Annotated in this window: 14 protein-coding genes, 1 rRNA gene and 1 pseudogene; 9 read left to right on the forward strand and 7 right to left on the reverse strand. The window is 61.1% G+C overall.

Translation table 11 applies throughout. The features are described 5' to 3' along the window. Window positions 1–16 precede the first annotated feature (16 nt). Window positions 17–1,267 carry a diaminopimelate decarboxylase gene (gene lysA / locus ACNPAA_RS10280; protein ID WP_039039806.1) on the reverse strand — a complete coding sequence of 417 codons (1,251 nt, stop codon included), beginning with the start codon at window positions 1,265–1,267 and terminating at the stop codon, window positions 17–19. 20 nt (window positions 1,268–1,287) lie between these two features. Continuing rightward, window positions 1,288–1,488 carry an LPS translocon maturation chaperone LptM gene (lptM, locus tag ACNPAA_RS10285; protein ID WP_010672699.1) on the reverse strand — a complete coding sequence of 67 codons (201 nt, stop codon included), beginning with the start codon at window positions 1,486–1,488 and terminating at the stop codon, window positions 1,288–1,290. A gap of 73 nt (window positions 1,489–1,561) precedes the next feature. Here lptM and cyaY point away from each other — a divergent pair, with 73 nt between their 5' ends. Further along, complete coding sequence (gene cyaY / locus ACNPAA_RS10290; protein WP_010672698.1) at window positions 1,562–1,876, forward strand: iron donor protein CyaY; 315 nt, start codon at window positions 1,562–1,564, stop codon at window positions 1,874–1,876. Further along, the gene (locus ACNPAA_RS10295; protein WP_408763515.1) at window positions 1,873–2,526 is read left to right on the forward strand and encodes an alpha/beta hydrolase; all 654 of its coding nucleotides are present in this window, start codon (window positions 1,873–1,875) and stop codon (window positions 2,524–2,526) included. The genes cyaY and ACNPAA_RS10295 overlap by 4 nt, the downstream gene beginning before the upstream one ends. Window positions 2,527–2,713: 187 nt before the next feature. Here the strand turns inward: ACNPAA_RS10295 and ACNPAA_RS10300 are convergent, their stop codons facing one another. Continuing rightward, window positions 2,714–5,233: a class I adenylate cyclase gene (locus ACNPAA_RS10300; RefSeq protein ID WP_408763517.1), complete on the reverse strand. Its 2,520-nt coding sequence runs from the start codon at window positions 5,231–5,233 to the stop codon at window positions 2,714–2,716. Window positions 5,234–5,555: 322 nt separating this feature from the next. Between ACNPAA_RS10300 and hemC the strand changes: the two genes are divergently transcribed. From hemC to ACNPAA_RS10330, 6 genes and pseudogenes are all read left to right on the forward strand, one after another. Next, window positions 5,556–6,485: a hydroxymethylbilane synthase gene (gene hemC, locus ACNPAA_RS10305; protein WP_417891729.1), complete on the forward strand. Its 930-nt coding sequence runs from the start codon at window positions 5,556–5,558 to the stop codon at window positions 6,483–6,485. Window positions 6,486–6,531: 46 nt separating this feature from the next. Next, complete coding sequence (locus ACNPAA_RS10310; protein ID WP_319885431.1) at window positions 6,532–7,266, forward strand: uroporphyrinogen-III synthase; 735 nt, start codon at window positions 6,532–6,534, stop codon at window positions 7,264–7,266. Then, window positions 7,263–8,339, forward strand: coding sequence for a uroporphyrinogen-III C-methyltransferase (locus ACNPAA_RS10315; protein ID WP_408763519.1), 1,077 nt, complete (start codon window positions 7,263–7,265; stop codon window positions 8,337–8,339). Before ACNPAA_RS10310 ends, ACNPAA_RS10315 begins: the two co-directional genes overlap by 4 nt. Before the next feature lie 10 nt (window positions 8,340–8,349). Beyond that, entirely contained in the window at window positions 8,350–9,513 is a 1,164-nt protein-coding gene (locus ACNPAA_RS10320) for a heme biosynthesis HemY N-terminal domain-containing protein (RefSeq protein WP_010672692.1), read from the forward strand. Between the two features lie 58 nt (window positions 9,514–9,571). Continuing rightward, window positions 9,572–9,706, forward strand: a complete 135-nt coding sequence (locus tag ACNPAA_RS10325) for a hypothetical protein (protein ID WP_010672691.1) — start codon at window positions 9,572–9,574, stop codon at window positions 9,704–9,706. Continuing rightward, window positions 9,688–10,082: pseudogene (locus ACNPAA_RS10330) on the forward strand (integrase core domain-containing protein); the annotation flags it as partial. The gene ACNPAA_RS10325 and the pseudogene ACNPAA_RS10330, both read left to right, overlap by 19 nt. Window positions 10,083–10,157: 75 nt before the next feature. Here ACNPAA_RS10330 and pmbA read toward each other — a convergent pair. After that, window positions 10,158–11,501 (reverse strand): metalloprotease PmbA, encoded by a 1,344-nt coding sequence (pmbA, locus tag ACNPAA_RS10335; protein ID WP_043154058.1) that lies wholly within the window; start codon window positions 11,499–11,501, stop codon window positions 10,158–10,160. 114 nt (window positions 11,502–11,615) lie between these two features. Between pmbA and yjgA the strand changes: the two genes are divergently transcribed. Continuing rightward, window positions 11,616–12,140 carry a ribosome biogenesis factor YjgA gene (gene yjgA / locus ACNPAA_RS10340; protein ID WP_010672689.1) on the forward strand — a complete coding sequence of 175 codons (525 nt, stop codon included), beginning with the start codon at window positions 11,616–11,618 and terminating at the stop codon, window positions 12,138–12,140. 86 nt (window positions 12,141–12,226) lie between these two features. Here yjgA and ACNPAA_RS10345 read toward each other — a convergent pair whose 3' ends face one another. From ACNPAA_RS10345 to rrf, 3 genes are all read right to left on the reverse strand, one after another. Then, on the reverse strand, window positions 12,227–15,310 hold the full coding sequence (locus ACNPAA_RS10345) for a transglycosylase domain-containing protein (protein ID WP_114523416.1): 3,084 nt from the start codon (window positions 15,308–15,310) through the stop codon (window positions 12,227–12,229). A gap of 213 nt (window positions 15,311–15,523) precedes the next feature. Next, on the reverse strand, window positions 15,524–15,841 hold the full coding sequence (tmaR, locus tag ACNPAA_RS10350; protein WP_010672687.1) for a PTS system regulator TmaR: 318 nt from the start codon (window positions 15,839–15,841) through the stop codon (window positions 15,524–15,526). A gap of 373 nt (window positions 15,842–16,214) precedes the next feature. After that, a 5S ribosomal RNA gene (rrf, locus tag ACNPAA_RS10355) occupies window positions 16,215–16,328 on the reverse strand.

Consider the following 16,328-nt stretch of genomic DNA (forward strand, 5'->3'; position numbering starts at 1 on the left):
GCTGAAAATCCATCCATCACGGCAGCAGGTGCTCGCCACGCCAGAGATCCGCCAACTGCTCCCGCTCACGGATGAGGTGCGCCTGGTCACCGTCCACCAGCACCTCGGCCGCACGGGGTCGGGTGTTGTAGTTGGAGGACATGGTAAAGCCGTAGGCGCCAGCGGAACGCACCGCCAGCAGGGAGCCCTCGGCAATCGCCAGGGTACGCTCCTTGCCGAGGAAGTCGCCGGTCTCGCACACCGGGCCCACCACGTCATAGAGTGCCTTCTCGTGGGTCGCGCGGCTGTCCACCTCGATGATGTTCATCCAGGCGCCGTAGAGGGAGGGGCGCAGCAGATCGTTCATGCCGGCGTCGATCAGGGCGAAGTTGCGGGTCTCGCCGGGTTTGAGGAACTCGACCCGGGTCAGCAGTACACCGGCGTTGGCGACGATGGCGCGGCCCGGTTCGAACAAGAGGGTCAGATCCCGGCCCGCCAGCTTCTGTTTGAGCGCCTCGGCATACTCGGTGGGGTGCGGCGGCTGCTCGGCGCCGTAGTTGACCCCCAGGCCGCCGCCCACGTCCAGGTGATGGATGTGGATGCCTTCCGCCGCCAGCTCGTCGATGAGCTTGAGCAGCTTGTCCGCCGCCTCCATAAAGGGATTCAATTCAGTGAGTTGCGAGCCGATGTGGCAATCCACCCCCTTGATCTCGATGTGGGCCATGGCCGCTGCCTTGCGGTAGATGGCGGGCGCTTGTTCGATGGGGATGCCGAACTTGTTCTGCTTGAGGCCGGTGGAGATATAGGGGTGCGTGCCTGCGTCGATGTCCGGGTTGACCCGCACCGAGACCCGCGCCTTCTTGCCCATGCTGCCTGCGACCCGGTTCAGGCGCTCCAGCTCGGCTTCGGACTCCAGGTTGAAGCAGAGGATCTCTTTTTCCAGCGCAAGGCGCATCTCGGCTTCGCTCTTGGCGACGCCGGAGAAGACCACCTTGGCCGGATCACCGCCCGCCGCCAGCACCCGGGACAGCTCGCCGCCGGAGACGATGTCAAAGCCCGAACCGAGGCGTGCCAGCAGATTGAGCAGGGCCAGGTTGGAGTTGGCCTTGACCGCATAGCAGATCAGGTGGGGAATGTCGCCAGCCGCCTGGTCGAAGGCATGCCAGTGGCGTTCCAGGGTGGCGCGGGAGTAGACATAGAGCGGAGTGCCGTACTGGTCGGCAAGCTGTTGCAGGGGAAGCTGTTCGGCCTGAAGCTGACCGTCTGCGTCGTAGTTAAAGTGATCCAAGGGGGCGGTTCCTTCCTAGATTATTGCGGCGCGGCCTCTGAGGCCGGTGTAGCGGTCGCAGGCGAGGCGGCTTGCGGTGTACTCTCTGTCTTGGGCTGTGTCTGCTCTGCAGGTGCGGGCTGTTCGGCCGGCGGCATGTAGAGCGGCCCCGTCAGGCCACAGGCGGCCAACCCGAGCGACAGCGACGCGGCAAACAGGCACTTGGTGAACTGGGTAATCATAATGGTTCGCTGCGAAAAAATTTTTGGCCCTCTATAATCGCACTCACATTGTTAAAAGCAACAGGATAAACCGATGAAGGATCACGAGTATCACGCCCTGACCGACGCCTTTTTCCAGTATGTGGAAGACACCATCGACGAGGGGTATCCGGATATCGACTGCGAACGCGCAGGCGGGGTGCTGACCTTGAGCTTCGAGAACAAGACCAAGGTCATCATCAACAAGCAGGAGCCCCTGCACCAGATCTGGGTCGCTACCCGGGAGAACGGCTTCCACTTCGAGCTGCGCGGTGACAGCTGGATCGACAACCGCTTCGGCGACGAGCTCAAGGCCCTGCTGACCCGGGCCTGCACCACCCAGGCCGGCGAGCCCGTGGTCTTCTCATGACGGATCTGCATCCCGAAGGTGCCCGCCATGCGGTGATCTGGCTGCACGGGCTGGGGGACTCCGGCGCCGGCCTCGCCCCCCTGGTGGAGGCGCTGGCCCTGCCCGCCGACCTGCCCGTCCGCCATCTGCTGCCCGATGCGCCCGAGCGTCCCATCACCATCAACATGGGCTACCGGATGCGCGGCTGGTACGACATCAAGAGCTTCGAGGATCCGGCGGATCGCGCCGTGGAATCCCATGTCAGGGAGTCAGCGGCCCGTATCGCCTCGCTGATCGACCAGTTGGTGGCCGAGGGTTTCACCCCCGAGCGCATCGTGCTGGCCGGCTTCTCCCAGGGGGGCGTCATCGCCTCCTTCACCGCCCTGCGTCATCCGGTGCCACTGGCAGGCCTGCTCTGCATGTCCACCTATCTGGCGGTACCCGATGCCCTGCCCGGCGAGATGAGCGAGGCGGCCCGCGCCCTGCCCATCTGCTACATGCACGGCATCTATGACGACGTGGTGAACCTCTCCATGGGCTGGGACGCCAAGAACCGGCTGGAAGCGGCGGGACTCAGCCCCGAGTGGCACGAATACCCCATGCGCCACGAGATCTGCCGCCCCCAGCTGGGCGACATTCGCAGCTGGTTGCTGGCCCGCCTCGGTGCCTGATTGTCGGATCACGGGTAAGACAACGGCCTGCATCAGCAGGCCGTTTGCTTTCATCCCTGACGGCGATGCTCGACGGCATCCCCCACTGGCCGCGGCCCCCTCCACACCAGATTCCCGCACCACGGATACGACAACGGCCTGCATCATGCAGGCCGTTTGCCATCTTGCCGGTGCGGCTATCAGCACATCATCCTACTTCCCGCGCCGCTCCTGGGGTGTCCCGCTGCGGGATCTGGCTACGGTAGGGGATCACATCGAGTTTGTCACCCACCTGCACGATTTCGTAGTACTGGGGCAGGTTGAAGTTGCTGAACTGACCCGCATTGCTGAATCGCTCGTGACCCGAGGTGTAGAACCGGTTCACCCCCTGTACCAGTTCGTCCTTGTTGCCGGCGAAGTGCTGGTAGATCTCCACCCGGTTCGCCTCGTCCAGGATATAGATGTTGGTGCCTGCATCCCGGGTATCGAAGAAGAACTGCACCAGCCCTTCGCTGGCGTAGGCGTCGACGATGCCGGGCAGGTGCTGGCTGTGAGTCTTGTCGAGGCGCAGCGGCAGGTGATCCAGCTTGTTGTGGGAGATGTGACGGTAAAAATCGATGGCGTTTTCCAGCTTTTTGACCGACACCCCGCGCCGCTCGAAGAAGATGCCGTACTTCTCGCGGCCGAGCGCCAGCGTCTTGACCAGCTGCTGCTTGTCCCGGGCCAGGCGCAGCTCGATGCATTCAGCCACAAGCTGCTGGAAGCGGGTGCGCACCAGGGAGCGGAAGTGCTGGCTGTAGCAGAACACCTCGATCATCTCGGGGGCCGCGGCATCCTGGTGCATCTTGCCGAGGATGGTGGTGAGGGCGTCCACCACGGCTTCCTCCCCCTCGAAGTGCAGGGTGCGGATCTCGCTCCAGGAGTTGCGATAGACGAGATCCACGGATCCCACCAGACACTCCTGGTTGCGACCGAACGAGAAGACATCGGCGGCGTTGGCATCGAACTCGATCACCTGCCCCACCCAGTGGCTGGACGGGTCCGTCTCCAGGTTCAGGAAGATGGAGAGCTGGCGGATCTCGCACGGCCGGCTCAGGGCCAGGTTGGTCGCGCGGGGATACTTGACCGGGAAGGTCCCGGAGAGATCGCGACAGAACTGATGCAGGTTGTCGATGTGCAGATCCGAGCCCTGGTTGAACAGGTGCACCCGGGACTGGGGCGTCAGCAGGCCGTTGAAATAGGCCCAGGCCACCAGCTTGCTGATGTAGCCGTTATATTCGAGCGGCGCCCGGCCAATGATGTCGGCGGGTTCGAGGGAATGCTTGTAGAGATACCAGCCGGCACGATTCAGGCGACCGTGGGGTACCTGTACCAGGCTGAGATCCAGCTCGCCGAGATCCGGCGCAATCTTGAGGTTGATGCGTTGCACCTTGCCCGGCAGGCTCTCGAACGCGGCATAGAGCTTGCGCGACAGGATGCCGATGTCTTCCGGGTTGATGGACTCGCTGATGTTGTTGCGCCGGGCGAACTGGATGAGGTTGCGGTAGCTCTGCATCAGGGCCTCCAGCAACTCGGCGTAGGCCACCTTGACGTCCTCGACCTTCCACTCCTGGCGGTGATCAAGGTGGTAAAGGCGCTCCGGACTCCAGCCCCAGTAGGCCACCAGCTGGGCCATCTGCTCCCGACGCCAGTCCGGGGAGTGATCTTCCTTGGGATGGCTCAGCCCGTCGCACACCTTCAGATAGAAACAGCGACGCACCAGATCGAGGCGCTGCATGTCGCCGATGGACTTGAGGTAGTTGGTCACCTTGTCCAGCATCAGGCAGTAGTTGTCGAGGCGGTAGTGCATCCCCTCGTTGTGCTGGAACCAGTCGCGACTGGTCACCGACAGCAGCCGGGTGTTGGGATACTCGTGGGAGTAGGCCTCCATCAGCACCGACTTGAGCACCGCCTTGTAGGGGGAGTCGATCCCCTTGTAGAGCTGCCACAGGGCGGAGCCGAAATACTCCTCGGCAGGAATGCGATCAAAGCCCCCCAGATCGAGCCAGTCATCCTGGCTCAACTTGCCGTGGGCAAACAGGCCGTTGACGTAGTCGTCGTAGTGATCGTCATATTCGGCCGGCACCAGATACCAGAGCAGCCGCTTGCCGGCGATGTGCATGGCGCTGCGGTAGAACTCGTCGAGCAGCAGCAGGTGCTGGGCGCTGCCGCAGCTCTCCCCCTGCATCTGGGCATCGTTGCGCTGACGGAACTTGTCTTCGGGGATCAGGAAGAAGTTGAGATCGACCCCCCGCTGCTCGGCCCACATGGAGAGGTGCTGGCACTTCTGTTCCAGCAGGGCGAGGCGCTCGCTCGACAGACCGGCCACGTGACAGACCCAGATGTCGAGATCCGAGTGGCAGCACTGACCGATGGAGGAGGTGCTCCCCATGGAGTAGAGGCCCTGGATGGACTTGTCGTGGGTACTGAGACCGCCCTGGCAGTTGGCGTTCTGGCAGAGATCCTGGATGAAGGCCTGCTGGGCCTCGTTGGCGACAAAACTCCAGATACCATGAGGCACATCCCCTGCCACATAACCGGGCAACAGGGGGTGATTGAAGTGCAGCATGACAGGCAGCAAGTGGAAAACCTGCTGCCCGTAGCGACTCATGAGATCCAGCGCTCGTTGCGTCTTGAGACGATTGATTTCGTCGTAGCGCGCCACCAGCGTGTCGAGTTTAACCAGCAATGCCCTACCTATGGGGAAGAGAAATGACGCACCAAAACAGGGAGACGTCAAAAAAGTGTGATCATGTTAACAATGCAAACAGCAGTGGTAAACAAGCCCGCACACAATCACCGGATTATTTCTGACCCCGTTCGTAACGGTATCAGCGGAAAGCAATAAAATTGCTTATTTTCAATAATTTAAAATCAATTATTGGCTGAATGAAAATAATTTTCAGCCCCCGTTTTTGAGCTTGGCCCCGCTTTTGCGGGCTGCGCCATGAAAGCCCCTGCAAAGGGTGGTAAGATCGTTTTCCTCTCAAAAGATGAAACAACTGATTGATATGGCAGCCCGAACCCTGAAAATTGCCACTCGAAAGAGCCCACTGGCCCTGTGGCAGGCCAATTTTGTGAAAGATCGGCTGGAGGCACTCCATCCGGATCTGCAGGTTGAACTGGTGCCCATGAGCACCCAGGGTGACAAGATCCTCGACACCCCCCTCGCCAAGGTCGGCGGTAAGGGGTTGTTCGTCAAGGAGCTGGAGACTGCCATGCTGGAAGGGCGTGCCGACATCGCTGTCCACTCCATGAAAGACGTACCTGTGGAGTTCCCCGACGGACTCGGCCTGCACACCATCTGTGAGCGCGAAGACCCGCGCGATGCCTTTGTTTCCAACCATTTCAACCAGATAGACGAGCTGCCTCAAGGGGCCGTGGTCGGCACCTCCAGCCTGCGCCGTCAGTGCCAGCTGCGCGCAGCCCGCCCTGATCTCGTGATCCGCGACCTGCGGGGCAACGTCAACACCCGCCTCGCCAAGCTGGATGCCGGTGAATATGACGCCATCATCCTGGCCGCCGCCGGCCTGAAACGACTGGATATGGCCCATCGCATCGCCGCCTTCATCGAGCCCGAGCAGAGCCTGCCCGCCAACGGCCAGGGGGCGGTCGGCATCGAATGCCGCCTCGACGATCACGAGCTGCACGCCCTGCTGGCGCCGCTCGAACACCCCGAGACCCGCATCCGGGTGCTGACCGAGCGTGCCATGAACCGCGCCCTGCAAGGGGGCTGTCAGGTGCCCATCGGGGCCTATGCCCTGGTACAGGGAGAAGAGGTATGGCTGCGCGGCCTGGTGGGCAGCCCGGACGGTGCCCGCGTCATTCGCGACGAGATCCGCGGCCCCCTGGCAGAGGGCGAGGCACTGGGCCACACCCTGGCCCAGCGCCTGCTGGCCGCCGGCGCCGACGTCATCCTCGCCGAGGTCTACCGGGCATGAGTGCAGCACGGGCCGGTTCGCGGTCATCTGCCCGGAGCGCCCCCTGATGGTCCCCCTGGTGGTGCGCCCGGCCGCCCAGGCCAACCAGCTGGTGCAGATGCTGCGCCAGCGGGGTCATGCACCGCTCTGCTGTCCGTTGCTGGAAACCCGGCCGGGATGCGACCTCCCTCACCTGGGTGACATGCTGCAAGAGGCGGACCTCGTTATCGCCGTCAGCATGCATGCCGTTCATTTTGCACATCATTTTCTGTTGCAAACTGGTCAGACCTGGCCACATATTGATTACTTTGCAGTCGGCCAGGCGAGTGCGGATGCCTTTGCCGAGGCGGGCATCCAGGCCCTGTGCCCGGCCGATCCCCGCAGCGAGGGGCTGCTGGCCCTGCCGGCGCTGCAAGGGGTGAGTGGCCGCCGGGTGCTGATCCTGCGCGGCAACGACGGGCGGGATCTCATCGCCCGGACGCTGGCCTCACGGGGCGCACTGGTGCACTATTGTGCCACCTACGAGCGCCACTACCCCGATCTTGACGGGGACGCATTGACCCGCCACTGGCAGGCAGCCGGGCTCGACAGCCTGCTCATTACCAGTGGCGAACTGTTGCAGCGGTTGCTGGCCCTGGTGCCCGGCCCGCAGCACCCCTGGCTTTATGACCGCCTGCTGGTGGTGCCCAGTCCCCGGGTGGCCGAGATGGCTGAAGGGGCTGGTTTTACCCGTATCGTGATTGCCCAAGGTGCATCCAACCAGGCTCTGGTGGCCGCCCTGGAACTGAGGAAGATGGAATGACTGAACAGCAAGAAGTCCAGCCGAGTGCCGCGGCCACCGTGGCCGACAACAACAAGCCCGCGCCCGGAACGACAGGGAGCAAGAAGGGCTGCTCTGGCACCGTGCTTGGCGGCATCGCCATCCTGCTGGCCCTGGGGCTGGCCGGTGGTCTCTATGTGCACGGACACCAGAACGCCGTTGCCCAGCAGGCCGAACTGGTAGCCCTCAAGCAGCAACTGGCCGACGCCATGACCAGGATTGATCAGGGCAGCAGCAAGGATGCCGAACAGATCGGTGCCCTCGGCAAGAGCCAGCAGCAGTTGCAGGAGGCGCTGGACGCCTTGCAGACCAAGGTGCTGGATCTGGACGACAAGCGCCCCAATGACTGGATGCTGGCCGAATCCGAATACCTGGTGCGCATGGCGGGCCGCAAGCTGTGGCTCGAACACGACATCGTCTCCGCCATCACATTGCTCGGCAACGCCGACGAGCGCATCAAGGCGCTCAACGACCCCAGCCTGATGCCCATTCGCAAGGCGCTGGCGGAAGACATCGCCAAGCTCAAGGGGATGCCGCGAGTCGATCGCGAGGGGTTGACCCTGAAGCTGGCCGCCCTCTCGGACCAGATCGAGCTGCTGCCCCTCTCCACCGTCAGCATGCCGGAAGCCAAGAGCGAGCCCGACCAGACCGTCAGCACCAACCCGGACGAGTGGCAGAGCAACCTGAAGAAGAACTGGGTCAAGTTCACCGAAAACTTCATCACCATCCGTCGTCGCGATGGCGCCGTGGAAGCCCTGCTCTCCCCGCAGCAGGAGATCTTCCTGCGGGAGAACCTCAAGACCAAGCTGCTGCAGGCCCAGCTCGCCGTCTATCGCGAACAGCAGTCCCTCTATGTCGACAGCCTGGAGAAGGCCCAGCGCTGGCTGACCCAGTATTTCGATGCCGACAACAGCGCCACCCAGTACATGCAGTCCGAGCTCGACAAGCTCAAAGGCGAGCAGATCCAGTTTGACTACCCGGATCAGTTCAAGACCCAGACCATGCTGGAACAGGTGCTGACCGAACGCCTGCAACGCATCCTGGCCGGCAACTGAGGAGGAGACCATGATTCGTCTGATCGTCATAGTCGCCGTGATGGTGGCGGGCCTCATCTTCGGGCCCGAAGCCTCCGGCAACAAGGGCTATGTGCTCATCTCGCTGGGCAACTACACGGTGGAATCCTCGGTCACCAGCGCGGTGATCCTGGCGGTGCTGTTCTACGGCGCCCTGCTCATCGTGGAATGGGTGCTGGCCCGCCTGTTCGGCCTGCGCCGCAAGACCCAGGGCTGGTTCGGCTCCCGCCGCCGCCGCAAGGCCAACCTGCAAACCGTCAATGCCACCCTGGCCATGGCAGAGGGGCACTACAACCAGGCCGAGAAGCTCCTCATCAAGGGCGCCGACAACAGCGACACCCCGCTACTCAACTACCTGAGCGCCGCCCGGGTGGCCCAGGCCCGGGGCGATGACGTGCGCCGGGATCACTACCTGCAGAAAGCTCAGGAAGAGAACCCCAAGGCAGAGCTGGCACTGACCCTGATCCAGACCCAGTTGCAGATTGAGCAGGGCCAGTACGACAGCGCCCTCGGTCGCCTCGAGTCCATCTATGCCCTCAACCCGCGCCACCCCATGGTGCTGGATCAGCTGCGTCAGGTGTATCTGGCCCGTGAAGACTGGGCGGCCCTCATCGATCTCGCCCCTGCCCTGCGCAAGGTGGGCAAGCTGACCGCCCAGCAGGAAGAGACCCTGCTGCACCAGGCGTGGTGCGGTCGTCTGGAGGCCGCCAGCGGCTCCCTCGACACCCTGCGCACGGTCTGGCAGGGTCTGCCCCGCAAACAGCGCCAGGATCCCGTGCTGCTGGCCAGTTACGGGGATCGCCTGCGCCGATTGGGGGCCGATGCCGAAGCCGCCGATCTCTGGCTGGAGGCCCTGCGCAAGGATCCCTCCCCCGAGCTGTTCGCCCGCCTGCCCAAGCTCAAACTGGACGACTACCAGCCCATGCTGACCCTGCTCAGAAAGATCCAGGATCAGCCGGGCGCCGAAGCCGCGCTGGCCCGGGTCTGCCTGCTGGCCGGTCAACTGGACGAAGCCCAGCGCCTGCTGGAGCAGGAAGTGGCGAAGGCGCCTGATGCCGCCCTCTACCACGCCCTCGGCCAGGTGATGGACAAGCGCCGCCTGACCAACAAGGCCAACGAGTACTACCGCCAGGCATTGCAGCTGGCCGACGTCTGATCGGCGCATCTGCCTGAATATGGTTTGCATCTTCTCCTCCGAATAGATGGAGATCTCGATGGGACAGGGCGTAAACGAACACAACACAATTACTCTGATTTTTAAACTGGCCCTGGTCGAGCAGATTGAAGAAGGCAAGCTCACCTATAAACAGACGCAGACGCGTTATGACACTCAGGGCCGCTCTACCTGAGCTAGGTGACGGACACCTGCTCACGCAAAATAGTGGCAACTAAGAGATGAATGCCGAGTCGATGGTGATCGAGAAAACACTGAAGCAACAACGTGACCACGGAGAGCTTATTCATCATTCGGACCACCAGGTGCAGTATTGTTCGGGGTTGTATCAGTCATTGCATGAACAACACGGGGTCAAATGCTTGATGACAGATACTCATAACTGTCACCAAAATGCACTGAGATCTTGAAAAGAGAGTCACTGCTGCAAAGCCTGCAGAGGCTGGCGCAGGCGGGGAAAAGTGCGAAAGGCAGTGGATACTTATAACCTGGAGCAACCGCATCAGGCATTGAAATACAGAACCCCTGATGTGACGCATCGGGGGTTCTGAGTGCTAAAAGCTAGCTGAAAATGTGTAGACCTATCTCAGGACTAGACACCATATTCCAGATCGGACGGAGGGGGATCAGTGCCCCGCCAGTTTCATCTGCTCGACCAGTACGGAGCCGGTCTTGAGGCTGGAACGCTCATCCTCATCACTGCCCACCGCCACGATATGGCTGAACATGTCGGCCAGATTGCCTGCAATGGTGATCTCCTCCACAGGATAGAGGATCTCGCCATTTTCAACCCAGAAACCGGCTGCGCCGCGGGAGTAATCACCATTGACGATGTTGACCCCCTGCCCCATCAGCTCGGTCACCAGCAGCCCGGTACCCATCTCTTTGAGCATGCCCTGGAAGTCCTGGCCGGTATTGGAAACCTGCCAGTTATGGATACCCCCGGCATGGCCCGTGGTGGTCAGGCCCAGTTTGCGGGCGGAGTAGGAGGTGAGCAGCCAGCTCATCAGCTCGCCGTTGCGGATGATGTCCATGTCGCGGGTGCGAACCCCTTCCCCGTCGAACGGGGTGCTGGCAAGTCCTCCCGGCAAGTGGGGGAACTCCTGGATGGTGAGCCACTCGGGCAGGATCTGCTTGCCCAGTTTGTCCAGCAGGAAGCTCGACTTGCGATAGAGGTTCCCCCCACTGATGGCCATCACCAGATGGCCCCACAGACCGGCAGCGGTATCGGGGTGGAACAGCACAGGGGCATGGCGGGTGCTGATCTTGCGAGCCCCCAGGCGGGAAACAGTGCGCTCCACCGCCTCGTCAGCGATGCGCTGGGGACTCCACAGCCCGTTCAGGGAGCGGCTGGAGGAGTAACCGTAGTCGCGCTGCATGTCGCCATCCTGCTCGCCGATCAGTACGCAGCTCAGGGAGTTGCGCGATGCAGCATAGCCTTTTACGAAGCCGTGGCTGTTGCCATAGACCTTGACGCCCAGGTGGCTGGAGAAACTGGCTCCGTCAGAGTGCTTGATGCGGGCATCCCGCCCCAGGGCCAGCCGCTCGCACTCGATGGCCAGCGCGATGCCACGCTGGGGATCCAGCTCGATTTGGTGGCACAGTTGCAGGTCCGGGGCATCCCAGGCCAGCAGATCCGCATCCGCAAGACCGGCGCAGTCATCGGGAGAGGTGTGGCGGGCGATCTCCATGGCCGCTTCCACAGCGGCGCGAATGGCCGGCTTGGTCAGATCCGTGGTGGAGGAGGACCCCTTGCAACCGTCGCGATAGACGGCGATGCCGAGTGCGCCATCCTTGTTGAATTCGATGCTTTCCAGCTCGCAGCCCCGGGTGTTCACCGAGAGGCCGGTCTGTTTGCTGATGGAGACTTCGGCAAGCCCGGCGCCCAGCCCTTTCGCTATCTCAAGGGCCTCGGCGACCACGGCCTCGAGATGGGATTGATCCTGGCGGATTTGATCTTGCTGGTCCATAACTCACATCTGTATGAAGGGAAGGAAAGGGGCTAAGCATATCAGACCCCTGCGCCCAGCGGGAGAAGCTGGTAACATATCCGCCAAACGTGAATGACAGGAATACAGAGACCGATGAGTCAATATCAAGACGACAACGAGTGGGAAGACTGGGGCCCCAGCAAGAGCCAGCTCAAGCGTGATGCCGAGGCATTGCAGAAGATGGGGGAAGAGATCGTCTCCCTGAGTCACAGCGAGCTGGAGAAGATCCCCCTGGATGAAGAGCTTGCCGAAGCGGTCGAGCTGGGCCGCAAGCTCAAGCCGAAGAAGGATGAGTCCTTCCGCCGCCATCTCCAGTTCATCGGCCGTCTGATGCGTAGCCGCGATGTCGCCCCCATCGAAGAGGCCCTCTCCATCATCAAGATGCGTCACTCCACCGTGAACGCCCGCCTGCACCGCCTCGAACAGTGGCGCGAGCGGCTGATCACCGAAGGCGACAGCGCCCTCAACGAGCTGATGTCCCAGTTCCACGAGCTGGATCGCCAGAAGCTGCGTCAGCTGATCCGCACCGCCAACAAGGAGCGGGAGCTGAACAAGCCGCCGGTAGCCTATCGCGAGATGTACCAGTACCTGCGCGGTGAAATTGAAGATCTGTTGTAAGTGATGACTCACGCCCGCCTTATGGCGGCGTGCAGTACACAATCAAACGGGGCCGAAATGGCCCCGTTTTTTCATGCGATTTCCGCTCAGCTGCCTGCCATGCACTGGGTATGAGTAGCAGGTTGCAGATAGGGGACCAGCAGGGGTGCCATCCCCTTGAGCACCTGTACAGGCAGCGCCGACGTGAAGCGGAACTTGTCGGACTGGCTGCCGGGTACATAGGCCGTCAGCGTGCCGAAGTGATCATCCCCGATGTAGAAGACGAACGTCGCAGTTCGGTTGCGAGCCAGTGAACTGGTCACATTGCCGTAGCGACCGACCGTCTCGATCCGGTTGTCCCCGGTCCCCGTCTTGCCCCCCAGGGCCAGGACAGTACCATCCTGCAAGGCGAAGGCCCCGGCGATGCGCCGCGCCGTCCCCCCTTCCACCACCTTGGAGAGTGCATTGCGCAAGGCGTTGGCCACCTCGGCAGGCATCACCCGTTCCCCCTGGGTGTTCGCCGGCTCAAAGACGGTGGCGAAGGGGGTCCCCTTGGCAAAGGAGAGGTGCTCGATGCGCAGGGTCGGCGCACGAATGCCGCCGTTCTGGATGATCCCCATCAGCTCGGCCAACGCAGCAGGACGATCGCCCGAGCTGCCCAGTGCGGTCGCCAGGGACGGAACCAGGTGATCGAACGGGTAGCCCAGGCGAGCCCAGCGCTGATGGATGTCGAGGAAGGCCTCAACCTCCAGCATGGTGCGGATCCGGCTATCCCGGGCACTGCGATGACGGGTCTTGAACAGCCAGCTGTAGACCTCCTGACGCTCGTCACGGCTGGCGGTTACCGCATCGGTAAAGGTGGCCTTGTCAAACTCCTTGAGATAGGCAAGCAACCACAGCTCAAGTGGATGCACCCGTGCGATATAACCTTGATCCGGCAGAGAATATTTGCCAGGGCCGTAATTGGTATAGAGCTGCTCTATGCGCTTCTCGGTCAATTTCTCCCGCGGCAGGCGCTTGGCCAGGAAAGCGGCAAAATCGGCCTGGGAGGCTTCCGGCATCAGATAGCGATGCACGGCGGCGAGACGCACCGCGCTGGGTTTGAGACCATCGAGGAAGGTATCGAGCTGCTCTTCTGCACTCTTGCCACGATATTTGCGCCAGAACCTCAGCAGATAGGTCTGGCCCTCCTTGTCGGCAAACTTGGCCAGATACTCGGTACGGCGAGGATCCCTGTCATCTTTCAGCAACTGGGCACGATTTCCCTCCTTGTAGAGGCTGTAGCGGACGATGTCCCGCATCAAGCGCACGAAGGGCAGGTTGATGGATTCCCGCAGCGCATCGCGAATGGGCGGGATGCGACCGTTGTCTTCCTTGCGGAAGTTGTTGAAGGTGTGCATGCCACCGCCGGTAAAGAAGCCTTCATAGGGACTCGCGGAATACTTGCGGTCCAGTGCGGCCTCCAGCATCACCGGCAGGCTTCTGTCCTTGGCACTCATCAGATAGGCGATGGCCCAGCGGCTGATGTTGTCCTGATCGGACACTTCGATCTTTCGCAGGCTCTCCATCGGCATATTGCCGTAGCTGTCATGCAACTCGGTGACAATCTCGAGATAGGTCGTCAGTACCCGCAACTTGGCGGTGGATCCCAGTTCAAGCTTGCTGCCCTCATTGATGTCGAACGGCTGGTCCGTGTTGTCGGTCTGCACCCTCACCTTGACCCCTTCCGGCGTCTTCTCGAACAGGGTAAAGCTGTACTTCACATCACCCGTCTTCTCCGGCGAGAGCAGGCGCTCACCAAACAGGCCCACCTGGGCTGCGAATGCAGGGTCTGCCAGTTGCTGCAGATACCGTGACACCTCGTTCTGCAGCGGCATATTGAGGGTGGTGTTGGCCGTCAGATCCATGCGGTCCAGATCATAAAGCTGCACCCCGAGCTGACGACTGAGACGAGTGCGAGCCACCTGCAGCCCCTTGTTGTTGTTGACTCGAGTGATGGCAGGTGCCTGCAGGAAATCGCGGAAGACCAGCTTGGCCTTGAGAGCCGACTCCATCAGGGGGGGCGTGATCATTCCCTCCTGCACGAAGAGTCGCAGATAGCTGTCTGTCAGGGTAGACAGTGCTTCTCTACCCTGCGCCAGGTAATAGGAAGGACGGCGGTGGGCGATCATCAGGGAGACAACCTGGCGCAAGGCAAGGCCCTGCTCGGCCAGGGTAGAATCCTGGTTGCGAGCGGGATCCAGCAGTCGATTCACCTCATCGACATTGGCGCCAAACCAGACCCAGAGGCCATCACCGAGACCGTGCACCTCGCCATAACCGGGCGCCGCAGAGAGCGGGACCGAGTTGAGGTAGGCCCAGGCAACCAGCTTGCGGGCCTCCAGGGTCTCGGGCCCCAGCCGATAGGCACGAACGCTGGCCGAGACCATCTGGCGGATCTTCTCGGTCGGCGAAACGGTCAGTCCATCGGGAGAATGACGATACTTCTCCACCTGGGTCGCCAGGGTACTGCCGCCAGCAGATTGATCCTGCATATCCAGCGCCTTGCCCACCTGAGACAGCGCCGCCTTGGCAAAGCGCGGCCAGTCTACGGCCGGGTTGGCCAGCGGTTCCTTGTTGCTCAGGAGTTCACGGTTCTCGATAAACAGCAGAGACTGGATGACCAGGGGCGGTATGGCATTGAAATCCGGATAGTAATGAGTCGGATACTTGTACTGGTAGAAAGGCTCGGCACGGCAGTCATAGAGTGTCAATCCTGCCTGGACCTTCTCGGTATAAGGCACGAAGAAACCGTGGCTGGCGTAGTTGTAGAGCGCATCGGAAAAACGGACCTGTTCGCTCACCTGGTAGCCACGCTGAACGAGACGTTCCTGGATCATGGGCATCAGCACATAACCGAGTCGCTTGTCGAACGGGCCGTCGTCGGGGAAGGCAATTTGCTTGCTGGGGCCGGGTTCGATCTGATAGGTCAGGGTGGCCGCATAGCGGGAGATCTCCTGTGACTGCAGTCGGGAGGTCTTCATTTCATAACCCACCAGGGCGATCACGGCAGCCAGGCAAAGCAAGAAGATAAAACAGAACAACCAGCGCCACCAGGGTCGGCGTTTACGCTGCTGTTGCCCGTCCGCATTAGGTACGGATGAATCCTGAGATGCCACTTTATTTGAATCCGTCTGTTTTGATGCGCCCATATCAGCCCCACCATGGTTGCGCAATTTATTGTCTTTCAATCAAGCTTAGTCGTTTCAAGTCAAGGGCTTGAAATCTATTGACCGCTTTGCAGCGATGTTAACAGGGCGATTGTGAAAATGGGAGCCGATTGTTGCAACGCGGCAAGAGATCCGAGCTGCGGCATGAAAATGAAACACCGGCCAGAGGCCGGTGTTGACGAGAGCGGGGCGGTATTATTTGCTGGTGCTCATACTCTTCAGCTTGGTACTCAGCTCCTTGCGCTCCTTGGAAAGCTCGGCATTTTTAATGATATGGTCATCTACGCGCTCTTCATAATCGGTCCGCATGTTGGCGATGATGGCCTGAACCTCGTCAATGCTCATGCCGGGCTTGATATAGTCACTCAGGTTGTCGAGCAACAGTACCCGCTTCTGGTTGTCACGGATCTTTTTCTCGTTGTCCGCGATTTCACGCTTGAGCTTGTTCTGACGACGGGACATACGCACATATTCCAGCACATCGTTGAAGGTTGACTTGTTTACTTGTTCCATATCGGTACCACTGAGTGAAGGTGAATAAAAACAGGCGGAGAGTCCCATACCAGAAAAAGAAACCGAAACCATGGCACGGGCAAACCCGGAATGCCCCTTACTCTACCGAGTTATGATTCAGATACAACCCCAATCGCAGCGCGGGCGGCGGGTTTAGACAGAACGGATCCGACTGGGTTATTACGCGAAAAATGATGAAAACGGAGAGAGCCAACATGTGGGTTCAATGCGGCCAGAGCAGCCGCAACTTTTTCCGGTACAGGCAACAAGTGAACGACGAACAGCACCATAGTGCCCGTTTGCCCTCCAGTGAGTGCTGAATTTCAGGCAATAAAAAACCCCGCTCGAGTGAGCGGGGTTTCTTGTATTGGGTGCCTGGCAGTGTCCTACTCTCGCATGGCGAATGCCACACTACCATCGGCGCTACAGCGTTTCACTTCTGAGTTCGGCATGGGGTCAGGTGGTTCCACTGCGCTATTGCCGCCAG

It is taken from the genome of Aeromonas sp. PS2Canimalfood6, from assembly GCF_048276795.1.
Classification (GTDB): domain Bacteria; phylum Pseudomonadota; class Gammaproteobacteria; order Enterobacterales; family Aeromonadaceae; genus Aeromonas; species Aeromonas caviae.

Bases quoted from the DNA above. Each gene is read 5' to 3' on its own strand.
- yjgA (WP_010672689.1), top strand. From the start codon at position 11,616: ATGAGTCAATATCAAGACGACAACGAGTGGGAAGACTGGGGCCCCAGC.
- ACNPAA_RS10345 (WP_114523416.1), bottom strand. From the start codon at position 15,310: ATGGGCGCATCAAAACAGACGGATTCAAATAAAGTGGCATCTCAGGAT.
- ACNPAA_RS10320 (WP_010672692.1), top strand. From the start codon at position 8,350: ATGATTCGTCTGATCGTCATAGTCGCCGTGATGGTGGCGGGCCTCATC.
- ACNPAA_RS10325 (WP_010672691.1), top strand. From the start codon at position 9,572: ATGGGACAGGGCGTAAACGAACACAACACAATTACTCTGATTTTTAAA.
- cyaY (WP_010672698.1), top strand. From the start codon at position 1,562: ATGAAGGATCACGAGTATCACGCCCTGACCGACGCCTTTTTCCAGTAT.
- hemC (WP_417891729.1), top strand. From the start codon at position 5,556: ATGGCAGCCCGAACCCTGAAAATTGCCACTCGAAAGAGCCCACTGGCC.
- ACNPAA_RS10315 (WP_408763519.1), top strand. From the start codon at position 7,263: ATGACTGAACAGCAAGAAGTCCAGCCGAGTGCCGCGGCCACCGTGGCC.
- ACNPAA_RS10310 (WP_319885431.1), top strand. From the start codon at position 6,532: ATGGTCCCCCTGGTGGTGCGCCCGGCCGCCCAGGCCAACCAGCTGGTG.
- pmbA (WP_043154058.1), bottom strand. From the start codon at position 11,501: ATGGACCAGCAAGATCAAATCCGCCAGGATCAATCCCATCTCGAGGCC.
- ACNPAA_RS10295 (WP_408763515.1), top strand. From the start codon at position 1,873: ATGACGGATCTGCATCCCGAAGGTGCCCGCCATGCGGTGATCTGGCTG.
- lptM (WP_010672699.1), bottom strand. From the start codon at position 1,488: ATGATTACCCAGTTCACCAAGTGCCTGTTTGCCGCGTCGCTGTCGCTC.
- tmaR (WP_010672687.1), bottom strand. From the start codon at position 15,841: ATGGAACAAGTAAACAAGTCAACCTTCAACGATGTGCTGGAATATGTG.